21 protein-coding genes are annotated in these 22097 nt (G+C 66.8%); 6 read left to right on the top strand and 15 right to left on the bottom strand.

Annotated features, from left to right (window positions below; translation table 11 throughout):
• Together A5756_RS23475 and A5756_RS23470 are read right to left on the bottom strand one after the other, a co-directional pair.
• Complete coding sequence (locus A5756_RS23475; protein ID WP_066958072.1) at nt 1–195, bottom strand: ferredoxin; 195 nt, start codon at nt 193–195, stop codon at nt 1–3.
• An 11-nt stretch (nt 196–206) separates the two neighbouring features.
• On the bottom strand, nt 207–872 hold the full coding sequence (locus A5756_RS23470) for a TetR family transcriptional regulator (protein ID WP_066958012.1): 666 nt from the start codon (nt 870–872) through the stop codon (nt 207–209).
• A gap of 207 nt (nt 873–1079) precedes the next feature.
• On the opposite strand from A5756_RS23470, the gene A5756_RS23465 reads away from it, so the two are divergent.
• Nucleotides 1080–1724, top strand: a complete 645-nt coding sequence (locus A5756_RS23465; protein ID WP_066958010.1) for a PAS domain-containing protein — start codon at nt 1080–1082, stop codon at nt 1722–1724.
• An 8-nt stretch (nt 1725–1732) separates the two neighbouring features.
• Here A5756_RS23465 and A5756_RS23460 read toward each other — a convergent pair whose 3' ends face one another.
• Nucleotides 1733–2551 (bottom strand): SDR family NAD(P)-dependent oxidoreductase, encoded by an 819-nt coding sequence (locus tag A5756_RS23460; protein WP_066958008.1) that lies wholly within the window; start codon nt 2549–2551, stop codon nt 1733–1735.
• Nucleotides 2552–2699: 148 nt separating this feature from the next.
• On the opposite strand from A5756_RS23460, the gene A5756_RS23455 reads away from it, so the two are divergent.
• Together A5756_RS23455 and A5756_RS23450 are read left to right on the top strand one after the other, a co-directional pair.
• Nucleotides 2700–3467 (top strand): SDR family oxidoreductase, encoded by a 768-nt coding sequence (locus tag A5756_RS23455; RefSeq protein WP_066958006.1) that lies wholly within the window; start codon nt 2700–2702, stop codon nt 3465–3467.
• A gap of 158 nt (nt 3468–3625) precedes the next feature.
• Nucleotides 3626–5266, top strand: coding sequence for a multicopper oxidase family protein (locus tag A5756_RS23450; RefSeq protein WP_066958005.1), 1641 nt, complete (start codon nt 3626–3628; stop codon nt 5264–5266).
• Between the two features lie 2 nt (nt 5267–5268).
• Here A5756_RS23450 and A5756_RS23445 read toward each other — a convergent pair whose 3' ends face one another.
• From A5756_RS23445 to A5756_RS23410, 8 genes are read right to left on the bottom strand one after another with little or no spacing between them, the layout of a single operon-like run.
• Nucleotides 5269–6090, bottom strand: coding sequence for an alpha/beta fold hydrolase (locus A5756_RS23445; protein ID WP_066958004.1), 822 nt, complete (start codon nt 6088–6090; stop codon nt 5269–5271).
• Nucleotides 6090–7079 (bottom strand): cyclase family protein, encoded by a 990-nt coding sequence (locus tag A5756_RS23440; RefSeq protein ID WP_066958003.1) that lies wholly within the window; start codon nt 7077–7079, stop codon nt 6090–6092. Before A5756_RS23440 ends, A5756_RS23445 begins: the two co-directional genes overlap by 1 nt.
• Complete coding sequence (locus A5756_RS23435) at nt 7067–7894, bottom strand: coniferyl-alcohol dehydrogenase (RefSeq protein ID WP_066958002.1); 828 nt, start codon at nt 7892–7894, stop codon at nt 7067–7069. The genes A5756_RS23440 and A5756_RS23435 overlap by 13 nt, the downstream gene beginning before the upstream one ends.
• 20 nt (nt 7895–7914) lie before the next feature.
• Nucleotides 7915–9219, bottom strand: a complete 1305-nt coding sequence (locus tag A5756_RS23430; RefSeq protein WP_066958000.1) for an LLM class flavin-dependent oxidoreductase — start codon at nt 9217–9219, stop codon at nt 7915–7917.
• Between the two features lie 2 nt (nt 9220–9221).
• Entirely contained in the window at nt 9222–10961 is a 1740-nt protein-coding gene (locus tag A5756_RS23425; protein WP_066957998.1) for an FAD-binding protein, read from the bottom strand.
• Nucleotides 10958–11875: a 3-carboxyethylcatechol 2,3-dioxygenase gene (locus A5756_RS23420; RefSeq protein WP_066957995.1), complete on the bottom strand. Its 918-nt coding sequence runs from the start codon at nt 11873–11875 to the stop codon at nt 10958–10960. The genes A5756_RS23425 and A5756_RS23420 overlap by 4 nt, the downstream gene beginning before the upstream one ends.
• Nucleotides 11823–13544 (bottom strand): bifunctional 3-(3-hydroxy-phenyl)propionate/3-hydroxycinnamic acid hydroxylase, encoded by a 1722-nt coding sequence (locus A5756_RS23415; RefSeq protein WP_066957993.1) that lies wholly within the window; start codon nt 13542–13544, stop codon nt 11823–11825. Before A5756_RS23415 ends, A5756_RS23420 begins: the two co-directional genes overlap by 53 nt.
• The gene (locus A5756_RS23410; RefSeq protein ID WP_066957991.1) at nt 13544–14407 is read right to left on the bottom strand and encodes an alpha/beta fold hydrolase; all 864 of its coding nucleotides are present in this window, start codon (nt 14405–14407) and stop codon (nt 13544–13546) included. The genes A5756_RS23415 and A5756_RS23410 overlap by 1 nt, the downstream gene beginning before the upstream one ends.
• A gap of 127 nt (nt 14408–14534) precedes the next feature.
• Here A5756_RS23410 and A5756_RS23405 point away from each other — a divergent pair, with 127 nt between their 5' ends.
• Together A5756_RS23405 and A5756_RS23400 are read left to right on the top strand one after the other, a co-directional pair.
• Nucleotides 14535–15212, top strand: a complete 678-nt coding sequence (locus tag A5756_RS23405) for an IclR family transcriptional regulator (protein WP_066957989.1) — start codon at nt 14535–14537, stop codon at nt 15210–15212.
• A 14-nt stretch (nt 15213–15226) separates the two neighbouring features.
• Nucleotides 15227–16843, top strand: a complete 1617-nt coding sequence (locus A5756_RS23400) for an FAD-dependent oxidoreductase (RefSeq protein ID WP_066957987.1) — start codon at nt 15227–15229, stop codon at nt 16841–16843.
• A 66-nt stretch (nt 16844–16909) separates the two neighbouring features.
• On the opposite strand, the gene A5756_RS23395 is transcribed toward A5756_RS23400, so the two are convergent.
• Entirely contained in the window at nt 16910–18130 is a 1221-nt protein-coding gene (locus A5756_RS23395) for a sensor histidine kinase (RefSeq protein WP_197505819.1), read from the bottom strand.
• A gap of 113 nt (nt 18131–18243) precedes the next feature.
• On the opposite strand from A5756_RS23395, the gene A5756_RS23390 reads away from it, so the two are divergent.
• Nucleotides 18244–18897, top strand: coding sequence for a response regulator transcription factor (locus A5756_RS23390; RefSeq protein WP_066957983.1), 654 nt, complete (start codon nt 18244–18246; stop codon nt 18895–18897).
• Here the strand turns inward: A5756_RS23390 and A5756_RS23385 are convergent.
• The 3 genes from A5756_RS23385 to A5756_RS23375 form a co-directional block, all read right to left on the bottom strand.
• Nucleotides 18890–19801 carry a thiamine pyrophosphate-dependent enzyme gene (locus A5756_RS23385; RefSeq protein WP_066957981.1) on the bottom strand — a complete coding sequence of 304 codons (912 nt, stop codon included), beginning with the start codon at nt 19799–19801 and terminating at the stop codon, nt 18890–18892. The two genes, A5756_RS23390 and A5756_RS23385, sit on opposite strands and share 8 nt — an antisense overlap.
• Before the next feature lie 157 nt (nt 19802–19958).
• Complete coding sequence (meaB, locus tag A5756_RS23380) at nt 19959–20837, bottom strand: methylmalonyl Co-A mutase-associated GTPase MeaB (RefSeq protein ID WP_066957979.1); 879 nt, start codon at nt 20835–20837, stop codon at nt 19959–19961.
• Nucleotides 20838–21977 (bottom strand): thiolase family protein, encoded by a 1140-nt coding sequence (locus A5756_RS23375; protein WP_066958070.1) that lies wholly within the window; start codon nt 21975–21977, stop codon nt 20838–20840. It lies immediately after the preceding gene.
• Between the last annotated feature and the right edge of the window lie 120 nt (nt 21978–22097).

Here is a 22097-nt window from a genome sequence, read left to right as displayed (position 1 = left end):
TCATTCCTCGATGTGAATGGCCAGCGCAGGGCACGCCGCGGCGGCTCGCCGTGCGCCCTCGGCCTGTTCGGATGATGGATTGGGGTTGAGCAGAACGACGACACCGTCGTCGTCGCGCTGGTCGAACACCTCGGGGGCGTTCATCACGCAGTTTCCCGACGAAGCGCAGACATCTTGGTCGACAGTCACTTTCATCTGCAGACCCTTCACTCGTACGGTGTCACGGGCGCCAGCCACAGGCCGACGATCGCGTCGATGAGACCGGATGCGGCGGCCCGCCAGGATCGCTGGGGGGGCGAGGCACCCCCGGCAAGCGCTCGTTCCCGATCGGCGCAAGTGTGCATCAACAGGTTGCGGGCCATGATGTTTCGTTCGAAATGCACTTCGGCCGGCAGGTCGGGCAGACAGCGGTTGATGCCCTCGACGACCTGAACCAGCGACGGTGAGCTGAGGGCGCCCTTAACGATGATGTTGTAGTACGCGGGATCGGTCATCGCCTGCGCCGCGAAACGCGCGTACCAGGTGGGGTTGCCGAGCACTTCGAGGTGATCGGTGAGCGGGCGCACCAGGCACGCCACCCAGTCCCTCATCTCGGTCGAACCACCCGATTCGCGTAGCTCGCTCACCATCTGCTCGCGCAGCCGCTCGACCGGCAAGCGGTGCTTCTGTTCGATCGCGCGCACCAGGTCAGCCTTGGTGCCGAAGTGGTAGCCCACGGCGGCGTTATTGCCCTGCCCGGCGGCCTCGCTCACCTGCCGATTCGATACCGCGAACATGCCGTGCTCGGCGTACAACCGCTCGGCCGCGACCAGGATCGCTTCCTGGGTGGAGCTGGCCCGCTCCGTGCGAACCGTCCGGCCGATGGTGGTCACCCGGTTAGTCAACCGCGGGCCGGCGATTAAGTCAAGCGATTGATTTAATTTGGGAAAGTCTAGTTCGGCGCTCTCCACTTCGGTGCCACATAGCGGCCAACCGGTGACAAAGGTCCCTCGCCCCTAGTCGCTCCGCTGGGTGACGATGGCTTCTTGCGCGGCGGCAACGTGGCGGTGTCAGGACGGTGAATCATTGCGGGGGTAGGGATGTTGTCAGCCAGCCGGGTCTCGGCGATCGAGGAATCGGCGTGGTTTCAGTCGAAGTGGGCTCCCTACCTGTTGACCGATGCGGATTTGCGCATCCGCGCAGTGAACCCGGCCTGCGAGCGCGTGTCGGGACACCCGCGGGAGGGCTTGCTCGGCCACCAGATGTTCGACGTCTTCCCGGATAACCCGCGCGATCCGGAAGCGGACGGAGTCGCCAACGCTTCCGCGTCGCTGGAGTTGGTCCTTCGTCGCGGGATCCGGCATTGGCTGGGGGTGCAGCGGTATGACATTCCCGACTGGCGGAACCCGGGCGAGTTCGTCTACAAGGTTTGGACGCCGGTGAATTCCCCGATCAAAGAGGGCAAGAAGACCGTTGCCGTGCTGCAGCATGCCCAGGACATCACCCGCGTCCTGCCGCCGGCGCCCACCGACCGCGCGTATCCGAAACTGCTCGAGTTGAGGAGCGCTGCCGAGGTGCTGGGGCGCCAGTTCCCCGACCTTCCCCTCGAGGCTGTGCTCAGCGTGCTGGCGCATTCCCACAGCGTGATCATGGAAAGTGCTGGCGTGGAAGACCTTAAGCGCGCGGAGGCACTGGCCAAGCTACGGCTCGAAACCCACGCCGGACATCCCGCCGAAGGGCCATGACGTCACCCTCACTCACCCTTGCGCGACTCGTTGCGTGGGCGAATCACGTTCCCGGCGGACGTCCCCCCGTCTACCGGTAGCACGGCCCCGGTGACATAGCGGGACCGATCGGTGGCGAAGTACAGCGCCGCCTCGGCGACGTCCTCGGGAGTGCCCTCCCGCTTCAGTGGCCGGTCGTCCCGCATTCCCTGGCGAATCCGCGCTTCGAACCGCGCGAGCTCATCGGGGTCCACGTCGACCGCCGACGAAGCCAGGATCGGCGTAGGGATGCTGCCCGGGGCGATGGCGTTGACCCGAACTTCGTGGCGCGCCAACTCAATTGCCGCGGACTTGGTGAACTGGATGACCGCGGCTTTGGATGCCCGGTAGATCATCACCCCGCCGCCAGCCTGGATGCCGCCGATCGACGTCAGGTTGATGATCGATCCGCCCCCGGATTCGGCCATGTGCCGGGCGGCATCTCGGGTACCGGCCATCACTCCCAGGACGTTGACCCCCATCACCCGGTGGAAATCGGTCAGGTCGTCGTCGAGCAGAGGGCGCAGCGGGCTCGAGATGCCGGCGTTGTTCACCATGACGTGCAGACCGCCGAATTTCTCGACGGCGGTGGCGATCAGCGCCCCGACCTGTTCGGGATCGGAGACGTCCGTGCGCCGAAACGCGGCGCCGGCGCCCAACGCTGCGGCCAGCTCCTCTCCCCGGTCGGTCTCGATGTCGGCGATGACGACTCGCGACCCCTCGGCCACGAACCGTTCCACTATTCCGCGACCGATGCCGGACGCACCGCCGGTGACGATGGCAACCTTGCCATCCAATTCGTTGACCACCCGATGAGTTAATCGGCGGCGAGCGCGTTAAGTCAAGCAATTGATTTAAGCGGCCCGTGCGGGCCGGTACGGCCTTAGGGGTTCCCCTCGTCCCGCGCACGCGCCATGCTGAGGGGCCAGTGCATCGGGAAACTCGGGAGGTTTGCACATGAAGGTTCTGGTCGTCGGCGGCAGCGGACTCATCGGATCGCAGGTCGTCGCCCAGCTCAACGAGCTGGGACACGAGGCCGTCCCCGCCTCGCCGAGTTCGGGGGTCAACACCATCACCGGCGAAGGCCTCGCCGAGGCTCTCGCCGGTGTCCACACGGTGGTGGACGTCTCCAACTCGCCATCCTGGGCCGACGACGATGTCCTGAACTTCTTCACCACCTCCACCCGCAACCTCCTCGAGGCGGAGCGAGCCGCGGGAACGCAGCACCACGTCGCACTCTCGATCGTGGGAGCCGACCGGACGGCCGAAAGTGGTTACATGCGGGCAAAAGTTGCCCAGGAAAAGGAGATCGTGGAATCGGGATCTCCGTATTCGATCGTCCGGGCGACCCAATTCTTCGAATTCGTTGAGGGCATTGCCGATTCGATGGCGGACGGCGACACGGTTCGCGCACCGCACGGGGCGTTCCAGCCCATCGCCGCCGCGGATGTCGCCACGGCCGTGACCCGCGCGGCGAGCGGCGACCCGGTCAATGGGGTGATCAATATCGCCGGCCCCGAGAAGCAGGGCATGGACGACTTCATCCGGACTCGGTTCGCCGCAACCGGCGATGACCGCCAGGTGATCACCGACAATGACGCCCGCTATTACGGTGCGGTGCTCGACGACCGCAGCATCGTCCCCATCGACGGCGAAGACGTGGTCGTCTACCCCACCACATTCAGCGCCTGGATGGCCTCCAGCGCGGCGGGCGACACCCGCTAGGAAAACAGCACTTCGAAATTGCCGTGAGGGCGGTGATTCGTCATCGACCGCACGGCCCTGGCGGCAATCTCGACATCCACTACGTAGGTGGTTGCGCTGAGCCCCGCGGCCGAGCACGGTGTAAGACGCCGGAGATCTATGACGACGAGGAGCGATCAATGCCTGTGCAACCCAGACCCGGTGCCCCCGTCGACAAATCGGTCCTCACCAGACGCGGATTCATGGCCGCCGGCATCGCGGGCGGATTCGCGTTGGCGGCGTGCAGTCAGTCCAAGCCCGCGCTATCGGGCAACGCCCAGATGTCCGCGGCCATCGCCGCGGCCGAGGCCGCCCGGCCGCATAGTGGCCGCACCGTCACCGCCAGCCTGACCGTCCAGCAGGTCCAGGTCGACCTGGGTGGACCGGTCGTCCGCACCCTGGCCTACGGAAACACGATCCCGGGCTCGCCGATCCGCGCCAGGATCGGCGATGAACTAGTCGTGACGGTGAGCAACCGGCTCGACCATCCGACTTCGGTGCACTGGCACGGCATCGCGCTGCGCAACGACATGGACGGTGCCGCCCCCGCCACCCCGAACATTCCTGCCGGCCAGGACTTCACCTACCGGTTCTCGGTCCCGAATTCGGGCACCTACTGGGCCCATCCGCACACCGGTCTGGACGCCGACATGGGCCTATACCTACCGGTAATCGTAGACGACCCCACCGAGGGTAACTACGACGCCGAATGGATTGTGGTCCTTGATGATTGGACCGATGGTGTCGGAAAGTCACCTCAGCAGCTCTACACCGAGCTGACCAACCCGAACAAGCCCGCCCCCTCAAGCGCCCCCGAGACCACGTCGACAACACCGCCGACCACCACGACAACCACGACAACCAGTGAGACCTCGACGACCTCGTCCACCAGCGAAACCTCGACGACGTCGACCAGCCCCACCACGTCGACCAGTCCGACCACCCCGGCAGCCGGGAGCGTCGGCAGAAGTGATCTGCTCGGGGGCGACGCCGGAGACATCGCTTACCCCTACTATCTGGTCAACGGCCGAGTTCCCGCCGCTCCCATGACCTTCAGCGCGAAGCCCGGCCAGCGTATCCGGATCCGTTTCATCAACACCGGTTCCGACACCACGTTCCGTGTGGCGCTGGGCGGTCATTCGATGACCGTCACCCATACCGACGGCTACCCGGTGGTGCCGGCCCAAGTCGACGCCCTGCTCATCGGCATGGCGGAGCGCTACGACGTCATCGTGACGGCGGCCGACGGCGTTTTTCCGCTGGTCGCACTCGCCGAAGGAAAGAATGCCGTGGGGCGGGCGCTGTTGTCGACCGGAGCGGGCAGCCCACCCGATCCGGGGTTTCAACCGCCCGAACTCAACCGGCGGGTGGGCACGGTGGAAATGTTCACGGCGACAACGCCCGTCAATCTGGGCCGGCCCCAGTCCGGACTCGACCTACCGGTCGTGCTGGGCGGCAACATGACCCAATACAACTGGACGATCAACGGAAAGCCCTACAGCGCCACGGAGCCGTTGCACATCCGAGAGGGGGAACGGCCCACCCTCACGTTCGACAACACCACGATGATGTATCACCCGATGCACCTGCACGGCCACACGTTCCAACTGATCAAGCCCGACGGCAGCCCCGGCGCGCGCAAGGACACCCTCATGGTGCTGCCCAAGCAGAAGTTGCTCGCCGTGCTGGTGGCCGACAATCCCGGCGTGTGGATGTTGCACTGCCACAACACCTATCACCAGGAGGCCGGCATGCAGACCCGCCTGGAGTACGTCTTCTAGACCTAGGCGGCGGCGAAGAAGTCGAGCAGCAGCTGGTTCACCGTCGTTGACTGCTCGATCTGCGGGCAGTGGCCGGCCTTGTCGACCACGACCGAACGGGCGCCGTCGATCTCCTTGGCGATCTGCGCGGCCCAGCCGGCCGGAAGGAGCTTGTCGTGTCCACCCTCGACGACCAGCGTCGGCGCGGTGATGCGCTCGTAGGCTCGAGCGCTCGAGGGTGTGCCGGACGGCGTGGCCCCCGGGCGACGAAACCGGGCCGCGGCGACGGCCTCCCACGCCCCCGGCGCGGTGCTCGACTCAAAGCGGCGCCGCACGTAATCGTCGTCGGCGGGATAGCCCGGGTCGTGGAACAGGGCCTCGACGATGCGCCGCATGCCGGGCAACGTTGCGTCGTATTGCTGTAGCGCCTCGAAGTGCTGATTCTGTTGAATTTCGCCGCCCCCGCAGATGATCGTCAGGGTGCGGACGGGCAGCAGGGGTGCGTCCGAGGTGGCGTCGGTCAGCAAGTTGATGGCGCCCATCGAGTTGCCCACGAAGTGCGCCGAGGCGATGCCGAGCAGCTCGCAGAACCGCGCCACGTGCCGGATCCGCATCCCGCGTCCGTCAACGAAGTCGATGACCTTTGCCGACTCTCCGAAGCCTAGCTGGTCCGGCGCCAGCACTCGGTATCGCGCGGCGAGGGCGGCGATGTTGCGTTCCCAGCCGAGTTCGGCGCCGGCACCGAACTCACCGCCGTGCAGCAGCACCACCGGGTCGCCGTCGCCCGCTTCCAGATAGCTGGTGGCCAGCCCGTCGACCGTCGTGGTTCTGCGCTGGATCTGCATCACTTGATCGCTATCGGATTCACCGGTGAGCCGACGGCCCCAACGAATCTCAGGGGCGGCGCGACGAGCTGGAACTCGTAGACCCCGTCCTCGGCGCAGTCGGCCGCCAGCGCGGAAAGGTCCCAGTACTCGCCGAGCATCATTCCCATGTCGCGCAGCGTCAGCAGGTGGAAGGGCAGAAACACTCCGTCGACACCGGACACCGGGTCTTCGACCTGCAGGTTGTCGGAGGCCACGGCGGCGACCTCGTGATCGTGTAGCCACGAGGCGCACCGCCAGTCCAATCCCGAGTACGGCTCGGTCTTGTCGCCGGTCATGAGAAACCTTGTCCACCAACCGGTTCGGATGAGCACGATGTCGCCGCGTTCGATCGTTACACGCTGCGCGCGAACGACGTCGTCCAGTTCCTCGGGGCTGATCGGGTTTCCGTGTTCGAGGAACACCTCGGCGCCCCGGTGGCGGACCAGGTCCAGCAGCACGCCACGCGAGGTGATGCCCTTGCCGTCGACCTTCTCGATTCCAAGGTGAAAGGCCCCCAGGCTGGTGACCGAACTCGCCGAGAAACCGTTGTAGAGCTTGTCTTCGTAGTACACGTGCGACAGCGCGTCCCACTGGGTGGCGGCCTGAAGCGGCATGATGATCATGTCGTCGTTGAAGCGGAACAGGTTGTCGACGAAGTACGGGCCCATCTGCGCCGCCGTCGGATTCCGCCCCCAACCCGGTCCGTACTGCGGGAGTGAGTTGGCATCGCCGCCGTCCACCGTCATGACGTGTATCGGATTGTGCCGGAAACCGAAGGCGCCCTGCGGGCCTGACGAACCGAAATCCACTCCGAGCGGGAACACCTTGCCGTGCCGGACCAGGCCGGCGGCCTGGGCAACCTTGTCCGCGGTGATGAAGTTCAGCGTGCCCAGCTCGTCGTCAGCGCCCCACCGCCCCCAGTTGGAGACTTCGCGAGCGGCCCGGCGGAAGTCGGTCACGCTGGCCACGGCGCTCCCTCCTCCAGTTCTCTGGCGATGGCGGCACCCACGTTCCCGCCGTCGACCCACAACACCTGGCCCGAAATATAGCTGGCGGCATTGCTATTCAGGAAGAGCAGGGCCGAGGCTTGTTCGGCGGGCCCGGACACCCGCCCCAGGGGTTTGGGGATGTCGTCGAGGAAGGCCTGCCCGTACGCGCCGCGAAGCTGGTCGAGGATCGGGGTTTCGGTGACCCCGGGACCGGTGCAGTTGATGCGGATTCCCCGCCCGCCGAGGACCGTGGCGCTTCGCATCGTGTAGAGGATGATCGCTTCCTTGGAGAACTGATAGCCGCGGCCGGCGAGCGCGTCGGGGTGGGCGTGGCACCAGTCGATGCCTTCCCGCATGGTCGCGGTGTTCAGTAGCGGCGCCACCGACCGGAGATGGTCGCGGTATGCCGCCGCCGCGAGTGACGAGACGCTCACGATGGAAGACCCCGCCGGCATCCTCGGAATCAGCGCCTCGGTGATGTGCCGCAGCCCAAGGAAGTTGATGGTGACGACCAGTGGCGGATTGCCGATGCCCGACGAGACACCGGCGACGTTGAAGAGCGCGTCGACGCGCCCGTCGACGGCGGCGACCGCGGCATCGATCGATCCTTGCTCAGCGAGGTCGACCTCGTGAAAGTCGTTGATTTCGAAGGCGGGCGGCCGCTTGTCCAGACCGACGACTTCGGCCCCCAACTCCGTGAGCTGGCGCACCACATGTTCGCCGATGCCCGAGGCGCAGCCGGTCACCAGCGCCCGGCGGCCGTCATAGCGCCACAGCTCGTCGATTCGTCCCAAGACTCAACCGGCTTTCGGTGTCACTTGCCTTGCTGTTCTTTCAACCGCTGGGCCGCCTGGACGCGGCCCTCATTGATCTCCGCCATGGCTTCGGGGATCTCGCTGGCGGTGAACTTACCGCCCCGGCCGGTCGGCAGGCCACCGAACGAATAGTGCTCGTCGAAGTGCGGCGCGGTCGATGCCGGCCGCCGCGCCTCGACCTTCTCGATGACGGGCTCCAACCGCTTGGCCTTTTCGGCCGTTGCTTTCGCGTCGCGCTCGATGAACTCGGGCAGCACTTCGGAGCCCATCAGCTCGATGGATTCCATGGTGCCCTCGTGGCTTCGCGGGTTGAGCAGCAGGATGATCTCGTCCACGCCGCTTTCCTCGTAACCGCGCAGGAACTCCCGCACCGTGGCCGGAGAACCGATCGCGCCCCGGCCGGGGCCGTAAGCCAGCGTCGGATCCTTCTCGACCTCTTCGAGATACCGCTGCCAAACCCCGGTCCGCCCGGGAGTGTGTACGCCCGTCATGTAGTAGTGCATGATGCCGAACGAGAAGAAGCCGCCGCCCTGACCGAGCCGTTGCAGCGCCTGCTCGTCGGACTTGGCGACCATCATCGACAGGTCGCCGCCGATGGCCAGAATGTTCGGATTGATCCGCGGTGTAACGGGCACGCCGTTCTCTTCGAACTCCTTGTAGTAACCGTTCACCCGTTCGGTCAGCGGTCCGGGTCCGGTGTAGGCGAAACTCAATGCACCAATGGCCTTTTGGGCAGCCATCTGCACGCTCGCCGGGCGCGTGCAGGCGACCCAGACCGGCGGGTGCGGCTTTTGCAGCGGCTTGGGGACGACGTTGCGTGCCGGCATCTGGACGTGCTCACCGTTGAAGCCCGCGAAGGGTTCCTCGATCATGCAGCGGATCGAGACCTCGAGCGCCTCCTCCCACTGGGCCCGTTTGTCGGCCGGATCGATGTTGAATCCACCGAGCTCACCGACGGAGGACGACTCCCCGGTGCCGAATTCCACGCGGCCGTTGGAGAGCAGGTCGAGGGTGGCGATGCGTTCGGCGACCCGGGCCGGGTGATTGACCACGGGTGGCAGATGCATGATGCCAAACCCCAACCGGATGTTCTTGGTCCGCTGACTGGCCGCGGCCAGGAAGATTTCCGGTGCCGTCGAGTGGCAGTACTCCTCGAGGAAGTGGTGCTCGGTCAGCCAGACGGTGGAGAATCCTGCCTTGTCGGCGGCCTCGACCTCGTCGAGGCAGTCTTGCATCATGACGTGCTCGTCGTCGGGCGCCCAGGGCCGCGGTAGGGCGAACTCGTAGAACAGCGATATTTTCATTGCTACCTCCTATGAGAATTAAGGGTTCGGTTGGCGACTTGTGCGGCAAGGTGATTCGCCGCGACGAAGCCGAAGGTCATCGCGGGGCCGATCGTCGCCCCCGCGCCGGCATAGCTGCGTCCCATCACCGGCGCGGACGTGTTGCCCACCGCGTACAGCCCCGGCACCACGGTGTCGTCGTCCCGCAGCACCCGCGCGTATTCGTCGGTACGCAGGCCGCCGGATGTCCCGAGGTCGCCCAGGACGATCCGGAATGCGTAGTACGGCGGATCGCCCAGCGGGTACAGGTTCGGGTTGGGCAGGGTCGGATCACCGTAGTAGTTGTCGTAGACGCTGTCGCCGCGGTTGAAGTCGTCGTCGTGGCCCTTGCGGGCGAGTTCATTGAAGCGCCTGGCGGTTTCGGACAGATTCTGCGCGGGAACGCCGATCCTGTCCGCCATCTCCTCCCACGTCATCGCCGCCTTGACCACGCCCGATTCCAGCCAAGCCGAAGGGACCTTGCGGCCGGTGGGGACCGGCGCGCCCGGGATTTTCGGTATCGGCAGATGGCCGCCGATGACATAGCGATTCCACGACCTGTGGTCGGTGAGCAGCCAACAGGGGATGTGGGTGACTCCGGATTTGTGGCCGTCGATCATGGCGTGACCGAAGTCCATGTAGGGCGCGGCCTCGTTGATGAAGCGCGTGCCGTTGCCGTTGACGATGAACTGCGCAGGCATCATGCGTTCGTTGAGCATGAATTGCATGCGACCGTCCGGCCATTGGATGGCGGGGAACCACCACGCCTCGTCGAGCAACTCGGTTGCGGCGCCGACCTTTTGCGCCGCCCGGATGCCGTCGCCCATGGCGGCGGGGTTGCCGAAGCTCCAGTCCTGATCCACTACGGGTAGTAGTTCCTTGCGCCACGCGAGGTCGTGGTCGAAGCCACCGGACGCCAGGATGACCCCGAGGCGCGCCCCGATCCGCTGCGTTTCACCACCCCTTTCCAATGACACGCCGGTAACGGTCCCGTCCGCGTCGGTGAGCAACTCGGTCATCGGCGAGTCCAGCCACAGCGGGATGCCGCGTTCACGCATGGTCAGCCGCAGGCGCGCGGCCAATGACTGTCCGATCGCCGCCATCCGTTCGCCGAACAGCCGCGCCCGAACCATCCGCGAAATCAGCTTGAGGAGCACGCCTTTGCCGGCCCACGATTGCCGGATGCGGTAGAAGGTCCGAAGTTCTTTGGGCCCCAGCCAGATTCCCTTGGGGGCCAGCGCCAAGGGCTGCAGAAGCTTGTGCTCGTCGGGCCCCAGTTTCCGCAGGTCGATGGGCGGCACGTTGATCGTGCTGCCGAGTTCGGATCCGCCGGGCAGTTCCGGGTAGTAGTCGGCGTAACCGGGTTTCCAGACGAATTCACACCACCCGGAGAGCCGTTCGAGGAATTCGAGCATTTTCGGCGCGGATTCGACGTACTGCCGTATCCGGGCCTCGCTGACCAATCCTTCGGTGATCCGTTGCAGGTATTCGACGACGCCCTCGGGTGAGGGCACGTAGCCCTCCCTGCGCTGCGCGGGCGCTCCCGGCACCCAGATGCCGCCCCCGGACAGCGCGGTGGATCCGCCGAAGAACGACGACTTCTCCACGACCAGCGCGTCCAGGCCCGCGGCTTGGGCGGTCAGGGCGGCGGTCATGCCGCCGCCGCCCGACCCGACGACGAGTACGTCGACGACGTGGTCGAACCCGTCCTCCCCGCCCGTCATTTCAGCACTGCCGTTCTGATGGCGAACCCGGCGATCAGTTCGGCGGCCGGCTTGTAGTAGCGCCCCACGGTTTCGTACGGCCCGGCGCTCGCCAGCGCCGAGAATGCGGCGATCCAGGTTCTGATTTCCTGGGCGGAGCCCCCACCCTCGTGCGCGACGAACGAGTTCGACCACTGGTCGAGTTCGGCGAGCCAGCCGCCGTCGATGATCTCGAGGAATCGCTGGTCCCACACCGGGTTCAGTGCCTGCAGCTCGTTCTCGCCTGCGGCGAAGCGCTTGGCCGCATCGATCACGGCCGCCTGCCGGGCCTGGCGCTGCTCGGGCGTCATCGGCCGGCCGTGCACGATGCGCTCCAGTACCGGCGGCGGTGCGGTCGCCAATGTCGGTACCGGCGGGCTGTGGGAAAGCCCACCGGATCCCAGCACCAGGACCCGCTTGTCGAGTGTGGTCAGATAGGTGCCGACGGCCGCACCGAGCGCCCGGCAACGATGCAATGGCCCCAGTGGGACGCCGATCGCGTTGATGAAGATCGGTATCACCGGGCGTGAGGTGGCCTCGCCGAACAACTTCTCGAGGGGCTGAACGGTTCCGTGATCCACGTCCATGCAGGCCGAGACCGCGACGTCGACCCCCGCGTCGAGGACGGCTTTCGCGCACTCGGTGGCCAGCTTTTCCGGAACGTCGAGCGGGCCCGCATGGGTGCCGTAATCACCAACTCCGTTGGCGCCCGTGCCGATACAGAAGGGCGGCATCATCTTGTAGAAGAACCCGTTGTAGTGGTCCGGGGAGAAGGTGACGACCAGTTCGGGGTCGTAGTCGGCGACGAATTGTCGCGCGCCGGCGATCGCGCCTTCGATGTCGTCAAGCAGGTCCTGCGACGGCCCCGGAAGATTCAGGAGCGGGCTGTGCGACATACAGCACAGAGCCAGTGCCACTTTGCGGATCACCCCCTCGCGGCGTGAGTGTGAGTGCATCGATGAGCGCGGCGCTCAGGTCGGGGGCGCGCTGCGCGATGCACGCACCGGCGATGCACCGATCGGGACGCAGGAACAACACCGATTCCTCGTGGGTGTCGAACCAGGATTTGACCGCACCGTCGCGGTCGCCCACGACGACGACGTCGGGATCGTCGTGGCCGGTCCAGTGCAGTTGGGTCAGTGGCCGCAACGCAATGAATCGGGCGCCCAGGGCTTTCCAGTTCGCGAAGGCGGCGTCACCGAGAATGTACCGGGGGTTGTTGTTCCAGCAGAGCACCGCGAACCAGTCGCCGAGCACGTCGTCCAGCAGCACGTTCTGCCGATCCCGGGTGTCGACCCGGGGCTGGATGAACAGCGTGCCCACCGCTGAATCCGCCCGGCCGGTGCCGGGTTCGTGAACGACGGCCCCCTGTTCGTAGCGCGGCATCGGCTTGAACCGCATCTCCAGGACATACCGCTTGAGCGACGGCACAATTGACGCCGACCGCACCAAAAGGTCTCGCGCGCCGGCCACCCGGCGGTTGGTGGGCGAGATCACTCGCCCCACCATGGTGGAAAGGTCGATCATGGCCCGCGCGTGCTTGCGGCGCTCCATGTCATAGGTGTCCAGCAAGTGCTCGCCGGCACGCCCGCTCACGACCGCGGCGAGCTTCCAACCCAGATTGGCCGCGTCGCGGATGCCGCTGTTGTAGCCCTGGCCCTGCCAGACGGGCATCAGATGCGCGGCGTCCCCGGCCAGCAACAGCCGGCCCTTGCGGAACGCGCCGGCGATCCGCGAGTGATGGGTGTAGACCCGGCGCCGGATCACGTCGACGCGGTCCGGGTGCGGCACCATCCGGGCCAGCATCCGCGTCAGGAAAGCCGGATCCTCAGCCTGCTCGTCGGTCTCGTCGGCGTGAATCATGAACTCGAAGCGGCGAATTCCGTGCGCGATCGAGATCGAGGCATAGGGCCGTTCCGGGTCGGCGCCGACCTCGCTGTTGGGGTGACCGAGCGGGTCGTTGGCGATGTCGACCACCAGCCAGCGGGTCGACGAAGTCGTCCCGTCGAAAGATACGCCCATCATGCGGCGGGTCATACTGCGGCCGCCGTCGCATCCCACCACGTAACGCGCTCGGAGGCTGGACGTTTCATGGTCGCGCTCGCCCCCGAGTTCGACGGTCACCCCGTCGGCGTCGTCCTGACACGCCACCATCGGTCGTCCCCACCGCACCTCGACGTGCCCGAATCGTTCCAGCCCGGCCAGCAATTCGGCGTCGACGAGCGGTTGCACGAAACCGTTGCGCTTCGGCCACCCGAACCGCGCATCGGGCGGCGCCATTTCGGCGAGCACCCGCCGCCTCGCGTCGACGAACCGCAGGATCTGGTTGGGCACCGTATGCGGCACGATGCGATCGGCCAGCCCGATTGACTGGAAGGTCCGCAGCGCCTCGTCGTCGAGCCCCACCCCGCGCGGATAGTCGATCAGCGTGTCGCGTTCGTCGACCACCACGGTCCGGATGCCCTGCAGCCCAAGGATATTCGCCAACGTCAGGCCCACCGGGCCGGCGCCGACCACGACGACGTCGGTCTCGATTCCTGCCGGGTGGCGCCCCGCGTCGACCATCACCGCCCCAACAGGAAGTCGAGATGCAGCCGATTGAAGGTCTTGGGGTCCTCGTACTGCGGCCAGTGCCCGCAGCCGGGCATCACCTCGAAGCGGGCGTTGGGAATCATCGACGCGATGCGGCGGCCCTCGGTCACGTCCGCGGTGGGGTCGTCGCTGGTCCACAACACCAGCGTCGGCGCGGTGATCGCACCGTATTCGTCCGGGCCGATGATGTTGCGCGACCGAATCTCGGGGTCCTGCAGGGCCATGATGTCGCGCATGGCGTCGACGAATCCCGGTTGGCGATAGACGCGTTGGCGGCTGGCGACGAGGTCGTCATAGCCCTTGGACTTGTCGGCCATCAACCACTTGATCCGCGCTTGCACCGTTTCCCACGTCGGGTCTTTCGCGGCCGCCATGGATAGCGTGATGATGCGCTTCATCACCACCGGGTCGGCTTGGGAGCCGCCGGCGGTATTGAGGACGAGGCGGTCGACCACGTCGGGATGGTCGATGGCGGCGCGGGTGGCCACCCAACCGCCCAGCGATTCACCGCTGATGCTGGCGCGATTGACGCCGATGGTGCGCAGGACGGCCATCAGGTGCTCCACATAGTGGTGGACCTCCAGCGGGTGGCCCGGTTTGCTGGTGTAGCCGTGGCCCAGCATGTCGATCGACCAGGTCCAGAAGTGCTCGGCGTGCGCCCCCAGGTTGCGGACGTAGGCCTCGGCGTGGCCACCGGATCCGTGCAACAGCATCAGCACCGGCTTGCCGGGGTCGCCGGCCCGCAGGTAGCGGGTCCGCACACCCCCGGCGTCGAGGTAGCCCTGCTCAAACGCGACGCCCTGGAGATCGCTCCAGATGCTTTCGAACTCCGCCACGGTTCCTCTCTGGCCTTCAGATCGTGGAAATCGTATTCTCGTTCTTGACGAACTTGGTGTGCTAATATCGCACACTAGCGTGCGTTATTAATAGAGCTTCGCTCTCGCAAGGAGGTCTGTCAAGGCTGTGGCAGGTTCGGTGACAGGTTCACAAACGCTGGCCCGGGGGCTGACCGCGCTGCAGATGGTGGCGGATGCCCCAGGTGGGCTTACCGTGCAACAGCTCGCCGAACAGGTCGGGGTGCATCGCACCATCGCCTATCGACTGCTTTCAACGCTGGCCGAATTCCGATTGGTGGCCAAGGGAGAGGACGGGCGCTACCGGCCGGCTTCCGGGCTCGCCGTTCTCGGCGCTTCGTTCGACCGCAACGTGCGCCAGGTCAGCCTGCCGACCCTGCGCGCGCTGGCCGACGAGCTGGGCACCACGGTGTCGTTGCTCATGGCCGAGGGCGACCAGCAGGTGGCGATCGCGGTCATCGTGCCGAGCCATGTTGCCTACCAACTGTCCTTCCACGAAGGAAGTCGATACCCGCTCGAACGGGGTGCGGCCGGAATCGCCTTGCTCGCGAGCATGCCGCCGCGTCCCGGGGAACGCGACCTGGTCACCCGCGCTCGCGAGAGCGGCTGGGTGAGCACCTACGGGGAGATCGAGCCGAACACCTACGGCCTGGCCGTGGCGGTGCGCCGCCACCCGCCCTCCCCGCCCACGTGCATCAACCTCATCTCCCACCGAGAAGACGTCGTGATGCGTGGAAAAGATGCGGTCATCAAAGCCGCGAAGCAGTTGTCCGAGCTGCTGGGCTGAAGGGATAACGATCAATGTCGTGGGACATGCAAGTCGACGTCGTCGTGCTCGGCAGTGGTGGCGCCGGGCTTACCGCCGCCCTCACCGCGGCCGCATCCGGCGCCTCGGTGGAGGTCTTCGAGAAGGCGCCGACCGTCGGCGGGACCACCGCGGTGTCGGGTGGCGTCGTCTGGATCCCGGCCCATAACCGTTCGCCCGACGGCGAATTGACGACCGCCGACGCGTTGCGATACCTGCGCGCGCAGTCCCTGGGCTCGATGGACGACGAGTCCGTCGAGACATTCGTGCACACCGGCCCGGCGATGCTCGACTTCGTCGAGGCGCACAGCGGTTTGCGCTTCGAGATCGCCACCGGCTTCCCCGACTATCGGCCCGAATTGCCGGGAGGGCAACCGGCCGGCGGCCGTTCACTGAGTGCCGCTCCCTTCGATCTGGCGCAGTTGGGCGAGTGGGCCACTCGGATCACGTCGTTTCCCGCCGACTGGTCCAACGTCGGATTCGATGCCGAGACCAGGGCCCGTCTGCACGCGGCGATCGATGAAAGAACGAGCCACCTGTGCGTTGCAGGCACCGCCCTAATCGCCGGGCTCCTCAAGGGACTGCTGGACGCCGGCGTCACCCCACACACCAACGCGCGGGCCGAACGACTCATCGCCGAGGACGGAGAAATCACCGGGGTGCGAATCGGCCTGCAGGGACGCAGCATCGACGTTCGCGCCCGAAACGGCGTCATCCTCGGCACCGGCGGCTTCGAGTGGGATCCCGCTCTGGCGCAAGCCTTTCTGCGCGGCCCGATGCACGGCGCGGTCTCGCCGCCCAATAACACCGGCGACGGCCTGCGCATGGCGATGGCACAGGGCGCGGACCTGGCGAACATGGGCGAGGCCTGGTGGGTGCCGATCGTCCAAATCCCCGACGACACCATCGAGGGCAAGCCACGCAGCCGCAGTGTACGGCTGGAACGGACGCGGCCAAGGAGCATCATCGTCAATTCGGCGGGCCGTCGATTCGTCAACGAGGCCTGCGACTACAACTCGATGGCCGGTGCGTTCCACTACCTCGATCCACGCGGCGGGTACGTCAACGACCGCGGGTGGATGGTGTTCGATTCAATTCACCTGCAGCGCTACGGGTTCCTGGGCATCGAACCGGGACAGCCCGTTCCGGACTGGTTCTGTGAGTCGGCGGACCTCGCCGAGTTGGCGGGCAAGACCGGCATCGACGCGGACGGCCTGATCCGCACCGTCGAGGCCTGGAACCGCCACGTGGCCGCCGGCGCCGATCCCGACTTCGGGCGCGGCTCCAGCGCGTACGACGGCTACTGGGGCGACGACAGTGCGACCACACCGGCCGGCAAAACCCTCGGCCCGATCGACACCGCCCCCTTCTACGCCGTGCCGGTGCGCATCGGCGCGATGGGCACCAAGGGCGGCCCCCGGACCGATCGCGACGGCCGCGTGTTGCATGTGGGCGGTGAGCCCATCCCGGGTCTTTACGCCGCCGGCAACGCGATGGGCGGTGTGACCGGACGCGCTTACGGCGGTGCCGGCGGAACGTTGGGTCCCGCAATGGTGTTCGGTTACCGCGCCGGGTATGCGGCCGCCACCGGAAAGTCCGTCGACCTGAAGTAGCGAGCCGCGCACCACCTTGGGCATCGAGCGTGGGCGATTACTTGCGGTTGCCGTCGGCCAATCAGCCTATTTCGCGATCGGCACCTCGACGCAGATGTGAGTTCCGACCGGGACATCGAGGAAGACGAAATCTCCCCCGGCGGCGTCCACACGCGCCCGGTGCGACGCCAATCCGATGTGTCCCTCACCGAGGCGGCGGGCCACGGTCCCGACGTCAAATCCCACGCCATCATCGACCACGTTCAGGACGCACCTGTCGTCGGTAATTCCAAGCATGACCGAAGCGCTGCGAGCCCGGGAATGTTGCACGACGTTGGACAGCAATTCGCGCACCACACCGAACACGATCGGGTCGATCGCATTGCGAATCGGGTAATCGATGTCGGTGGAGATATCGATGCCCGAACGCCGGGCGGCGAATACGGCCAGTTGCTGCACCGCGGCCGCGAGGCCGACCTGCTCGAGGACGGCGGGATGCAGCTCGAAAGTCGCCTGCCGCAGGCGTTCCGATGCCATCTGGAGGCCGGTGAGCGCCCGCCCGACACGCTCATCGCCGGGCAATTCCGCGTCCAACTCGACGAGTTCTTGGCGCACCGCCAAGATGTCCTGCAGCGGTCCATCGTGAATGGACTCCGAAATCCGCCGCTGCTCGACATCGGACGCGGTCATCGTTTGAGCGAGCAACTCCTCACGCAGTGTGCTCAGGCCCGCGACTGATCGCACGTGTCGTTCCTCGATCCGGACGACGACGAACGCCGTGGCGCACAGAAACGCGTAGAGCCCGAGCAGAAAAACCGTGCTCGGCCAGTGCCCCGGACTCATCAGCAGTCGGTCGTGAGTGCCGGCGATGGCGAAGCCGACGAGCGTGAAGGTGAGCACCACCGCCGCACGCCGCGACGACACATCCACGCCCACCAGAACCGGCAGCAGCACCATGATCAGCAGCGGCAGGATCCCAAGGGCGGACAGCAATTGAAAGCCCGTCAACGCGACCACGTCGAGGATGGTGAAAGTAAACGGCTCCAGCCGGCCGACCCCGGCCGAGCCGCTCAACCCAACCCAACGACGCACCGGGGTGAAAGCCAGCACTAACGCGCAGAGCGCAACGAATGCGTACGCGACGACGAGAGCGCTTTGCTGCGGCCATTCCCACCGCGGGGTGTCGACGACCATGGCGGCAACCATGAGGCCCACCACACAGATCCGGAGCACCGAAACGATTCGATACGAGCGCAACTGGTGCACGCTGCGCACCCGGTCCAGTTCTGTGTCGCTGCTATCGGCCACCCGATCACCGTAGTAATCCGCCTCGGCCCCGCCGAAGCAAACCGGCAGATTCCCCATCAGCTTGCCCGGAAATTGAGAACGGCGCTCTTGAGCGGACCGCTACACTCATCGCCATGGCCGGGCCGGCAACGCCAGAAAAGGTGCGGGTGGTTGTCGGCGACGACCATCCGCTCTTCCGCGAAGGCGTGGTGCGTGCGCTTTCGTCGAGCGGTTCGGTGCATGTCGTCGGCGAGGCGGAGGACGGCTCGGCGGCGCTGGAATTGATCAAGGAGCACCTGCCCGACATCGCTCTGCTCGACTACCGAATGCCCGGCATGGACGGTGGCCAGGTGGCGGCGGCGGTGCGGAGCCAGGAGTTGCCGACCCGCGTGCTGCTGATCTCGGCGCACGACGAGCCCGCCATCGTGTACCAGGCGCTGCAGCAGGGCGCAGCCGGATTCGTGCTCAAGGACTCGACCCGCAGCGAAATCGTCAAGGCCGTGCTCGACTGCGCGCAGGGTCGCGACGTGGTGGCACCGGCTCTGGTGGGAGGCCTTACCGCGGAGATCCGGCACCGGGCGGAGCCGACGGGTCCGGTGCTCAGTGCGCGAGAACGCGAGGTGCTCAACCGGATTGCGCGTGGTCAAAGCATCCCGGTGATCGCGGGCGAGCTGTACGTGGCTCCGTCGACGGTCAAGACCCACGTGCAGCGCCTGTACGAGAAGCTCGGCGTCAGCGATCGCGCGGCCGCCGTTGCCGAGGCGATGCGGCAAGGTCTGCTCAGCTAGCGGCCGACCGGTGGTCGGGTCCGACCGACGCCGGCCGATCCGCCCGCAGCAGCGCGTTCGCGAAGGCCGAGGCCTCGGCCACCAGCCGGCGAGCCCGGTGTTCCACCTCGTCGAGGTGTCCGGCGCTCACCCCGGCACGGGTCAGCTGTCGCTTGAAGGAAACCAACGGATCGACCGCGGCGGGGTGGTTGGTCCGGAAGGTCACCGCTTCCACCATCGCAGGACCGCCGCCGGCGCTCGCTCGTTCCACCGCTTCGGCGACCGAGTCATGCACGGCCCCAACGCTGTTGCCGTCCACCGACAGCACGGGCAGGCCATGGTGCTCGCGCGGGCCCCGGCGCACTCCGGACGCATCGCGGATGTTTTCGACGACGAACACCACCGGGAGTCGCCACGACAGCGCGATCTGCGCGGCCGACTTGAACTCGGCGGAGTTCACGGCTTCGTCTCCGATGACGCACAGGGTCACCTTCCCGTCGCCGGCATGCCGCTGCGCGTAGGCATCACCCAACGCGAACAAGATCGACTGCCGCACAGGGTCGGTGGTGGCGAACAACTGTTTCCACTCCGTCGCGAACGGGCTTTCCTTCGCCCCGCCGGTCGCAGCCCGGCTCGGGACGATCATCTCGGCGATGGCCGGACCCAGCGGAAGGGCGCGGCCGACCCGCTGGGCGTGCTCGAAGTGGTGGATCGCGGTGCTCATGACGTCGCCCGGTCGAAGCGCCGCGACGGCGCCGACGGCCACCGCCTCCTGGCCGAATGCGGCAACCGTCGTCGCCTTGAGCAGACCGCCGATGCGCCGCTCTTCCAGCGCCATGTCCAGCAGTCGCATAGCCCACATCCGGCGGTACAGCTCCAGCTGTTCACCGAGGTTTACGGCCGACAATTCGGGTGTGCGAGCCATGTGCGGGTCTCCTAACTGATCCTGGGTGGCGGCGTCGAGGTGACCGCCGTGTTGTACACAAGATCAACGTAGGGACAGTGGCGCGGCGCGACCTCCGCCGATCGGTCCGCAAAGGGGATGAATCCGCGTTCCCCCAATCGGGGGACAAGACCAGCGGTCAGTCCTGCAGGCGATCGGTCGGTGACAGCAACTGCTCGGCCGCCGAGTAGGGGTCCTGGTGCCCGTCCACGACCGTCTCGGCCAGCCGGTCGAGGTCCGGCCGGCTCCGCAGCCGGGTTTGCGCCAGCGACAGGATCTGCGCACGGGCGCGGGCCAGTCGACGGGAGCGACTGTCGGCGCGGTGGTGGGCCTCGATGGCGGCCATCAACTCCGCGATGCCTTCGCCGCGAGCGGCGATGAGGCTGACGATCGGGGCATCCGTCTCCTCCCGCAGCTCCCGCACGGTCCGGTCGGCGCCTTCGCGGTCGGCCTTGTTGACCACCACGATGTCGGCGACTTCGAGCACCCCCGCCTTGGCGGCCTGAATCGCGTCACCCGCACCGGGATTGAGGATCACGACGGTGGGGTCGGCGACCGCGGCTATCTCGATCTCGGATTGGCCCACCCCCACGGTCTCCAGCAAGACCACGTGGTAACCGATCGCCCCCAGCAGCCGGATGGCCGCGGGGACCGCCGCGGCCAGCCCCCCGACGTGACCGCGGGTCGCCACCGACCTGATCAACACGTCGGAGTCGTTGATATGCGCGGTCATTCGTATCCGGTCGCCCAACAGCGCCCCACCGCTGAACGGGGACGACGGGTCCACCGCCAACACCGCCACCCGGTCCCCTCGCTGTCGGTAGGCGCCGACCAGGGCGGCGATCGTCGTGGACTTGCCCGCGCCCGGCGGCCCGGTGATGCCTACGACGCTCACCGGTGACGGCTCGATACCGGCCAGCACCTCGTCGCGGCGCTCGCCCTCGACGAGAGAAAGTAGCCGACCCACCGCGCGCGGAGATCCGTTGCGCGCGCCGGCAATCAAGTCGGCGATCTCCATTTAGGGGGCTGGGACCTCGATGACGGTGGCGGAACCCATGCCGCCGCCCGCGCACATGGCCGCGACCGCGATTCCGCCGCCGCGGCTGCGCAATTCGTGGATCAGCGTGACGAGCATCCTCGCTCCCGTCGCCGCCACCGGGTGGCCCAGCGAGCATCCGCTGCCGCTGACATTGACCTTGTCCGGGTCGAGGTCGAGCAGCTTGACGGTGGCCACGCACATTGCGGCGAAGGCCTCGTTGATCTCGAACAGGTCCACATCCGAAAGCGAGAGGCCAGCGCGTGCAAGAGCTTTCGGGATGGCTTCCACCGGCGCCAGACCGGTGATCGCCGGGTCTACCCCGACGGAGGCCCAGGACCGCACCGTGGCCAGCGCCGGCAGCCCAAGCTCGTCGCTCGCGATCGTCAGCGCCGCGGCGCCGTCGTTGGCGCCGCAGGCATTGCCGGCGGTGATGGAAAAGCCCTCAATTTCTGGATGCAGCGGCTTGAGCGCGGCCAGCTTTTCCATGGTGGTGTCGCGGCGCGGGTGTTCGTCGACGGCGAACAGTCCATGCGGCGTTTCGATCGGGACGATCTCTTGTTTGAAGCGACCCTCGTCGATCGCGGCGATGGCGTTGCGGTGCGACCGCAGCGCCCACGCGTCCATCTCTTCGCGGCTCACACCGGCTTTGACCGCGGCGTTCCAGCCGACCGTGATCGACATGTCGAGGTTGGGCGCCTCGGGACTGTCTGGGTGGGTCGGGGGAAACCAGTCGACCCATTCGCCGTCCACCTGCATCCGGGATCGCGGGGATGTGGAGGCGGAGCTCACCCCACCGGCGATGACGAGCTGATCCATCCCGGCACGCACGCTTGCCGCCGCACTCTGCACCGCCGCCTGCCCGGCCGCGCAGTGGCGATTGTTCGCCATACCGGGCACCTGGGTCAGGCCGGCGGTAATGGCCGCATGCCGTGCGATCACGCCGCCGCCGTAGAGCCCCTCCCCCAGGATCACGTCGTCAACCTGTGCCGGGTCCACGTCCTTCACCGCTTCGGAGACCACGTGGTGCGCCAGGTCGAAGGCGCTGGTGTCGCGCAGCGTGCCCTTGCGGGCGGTGCCAATGGGAGTGCGCAGGGCGGACACGATGACGGCTTCGGGCACGGTCTTCTCCACTTCGGCGAGCGCGACGCGAGTGCTCGAGAGCCCCCGCAGCTTGTGAGAACACTATTCTCTCATTGCGAGAGTCAGCGTTGCAAGCAGCAGTGGACTCGCGAGCAGCCA

Source organism: Mycobacterium sp. 852002-53434_SCH5985345 (assembly GCF_001667155.1).
Taxonomy (GTDB): domain Bacteria; phylum Actinomycetota; class Actinomycetes; order Mycobacteriales; family Mycobacteriaceae; genus Mycobacterium.
This window is presented reverse-complemented; position numbering and strand designations above follow the sequence as displayed.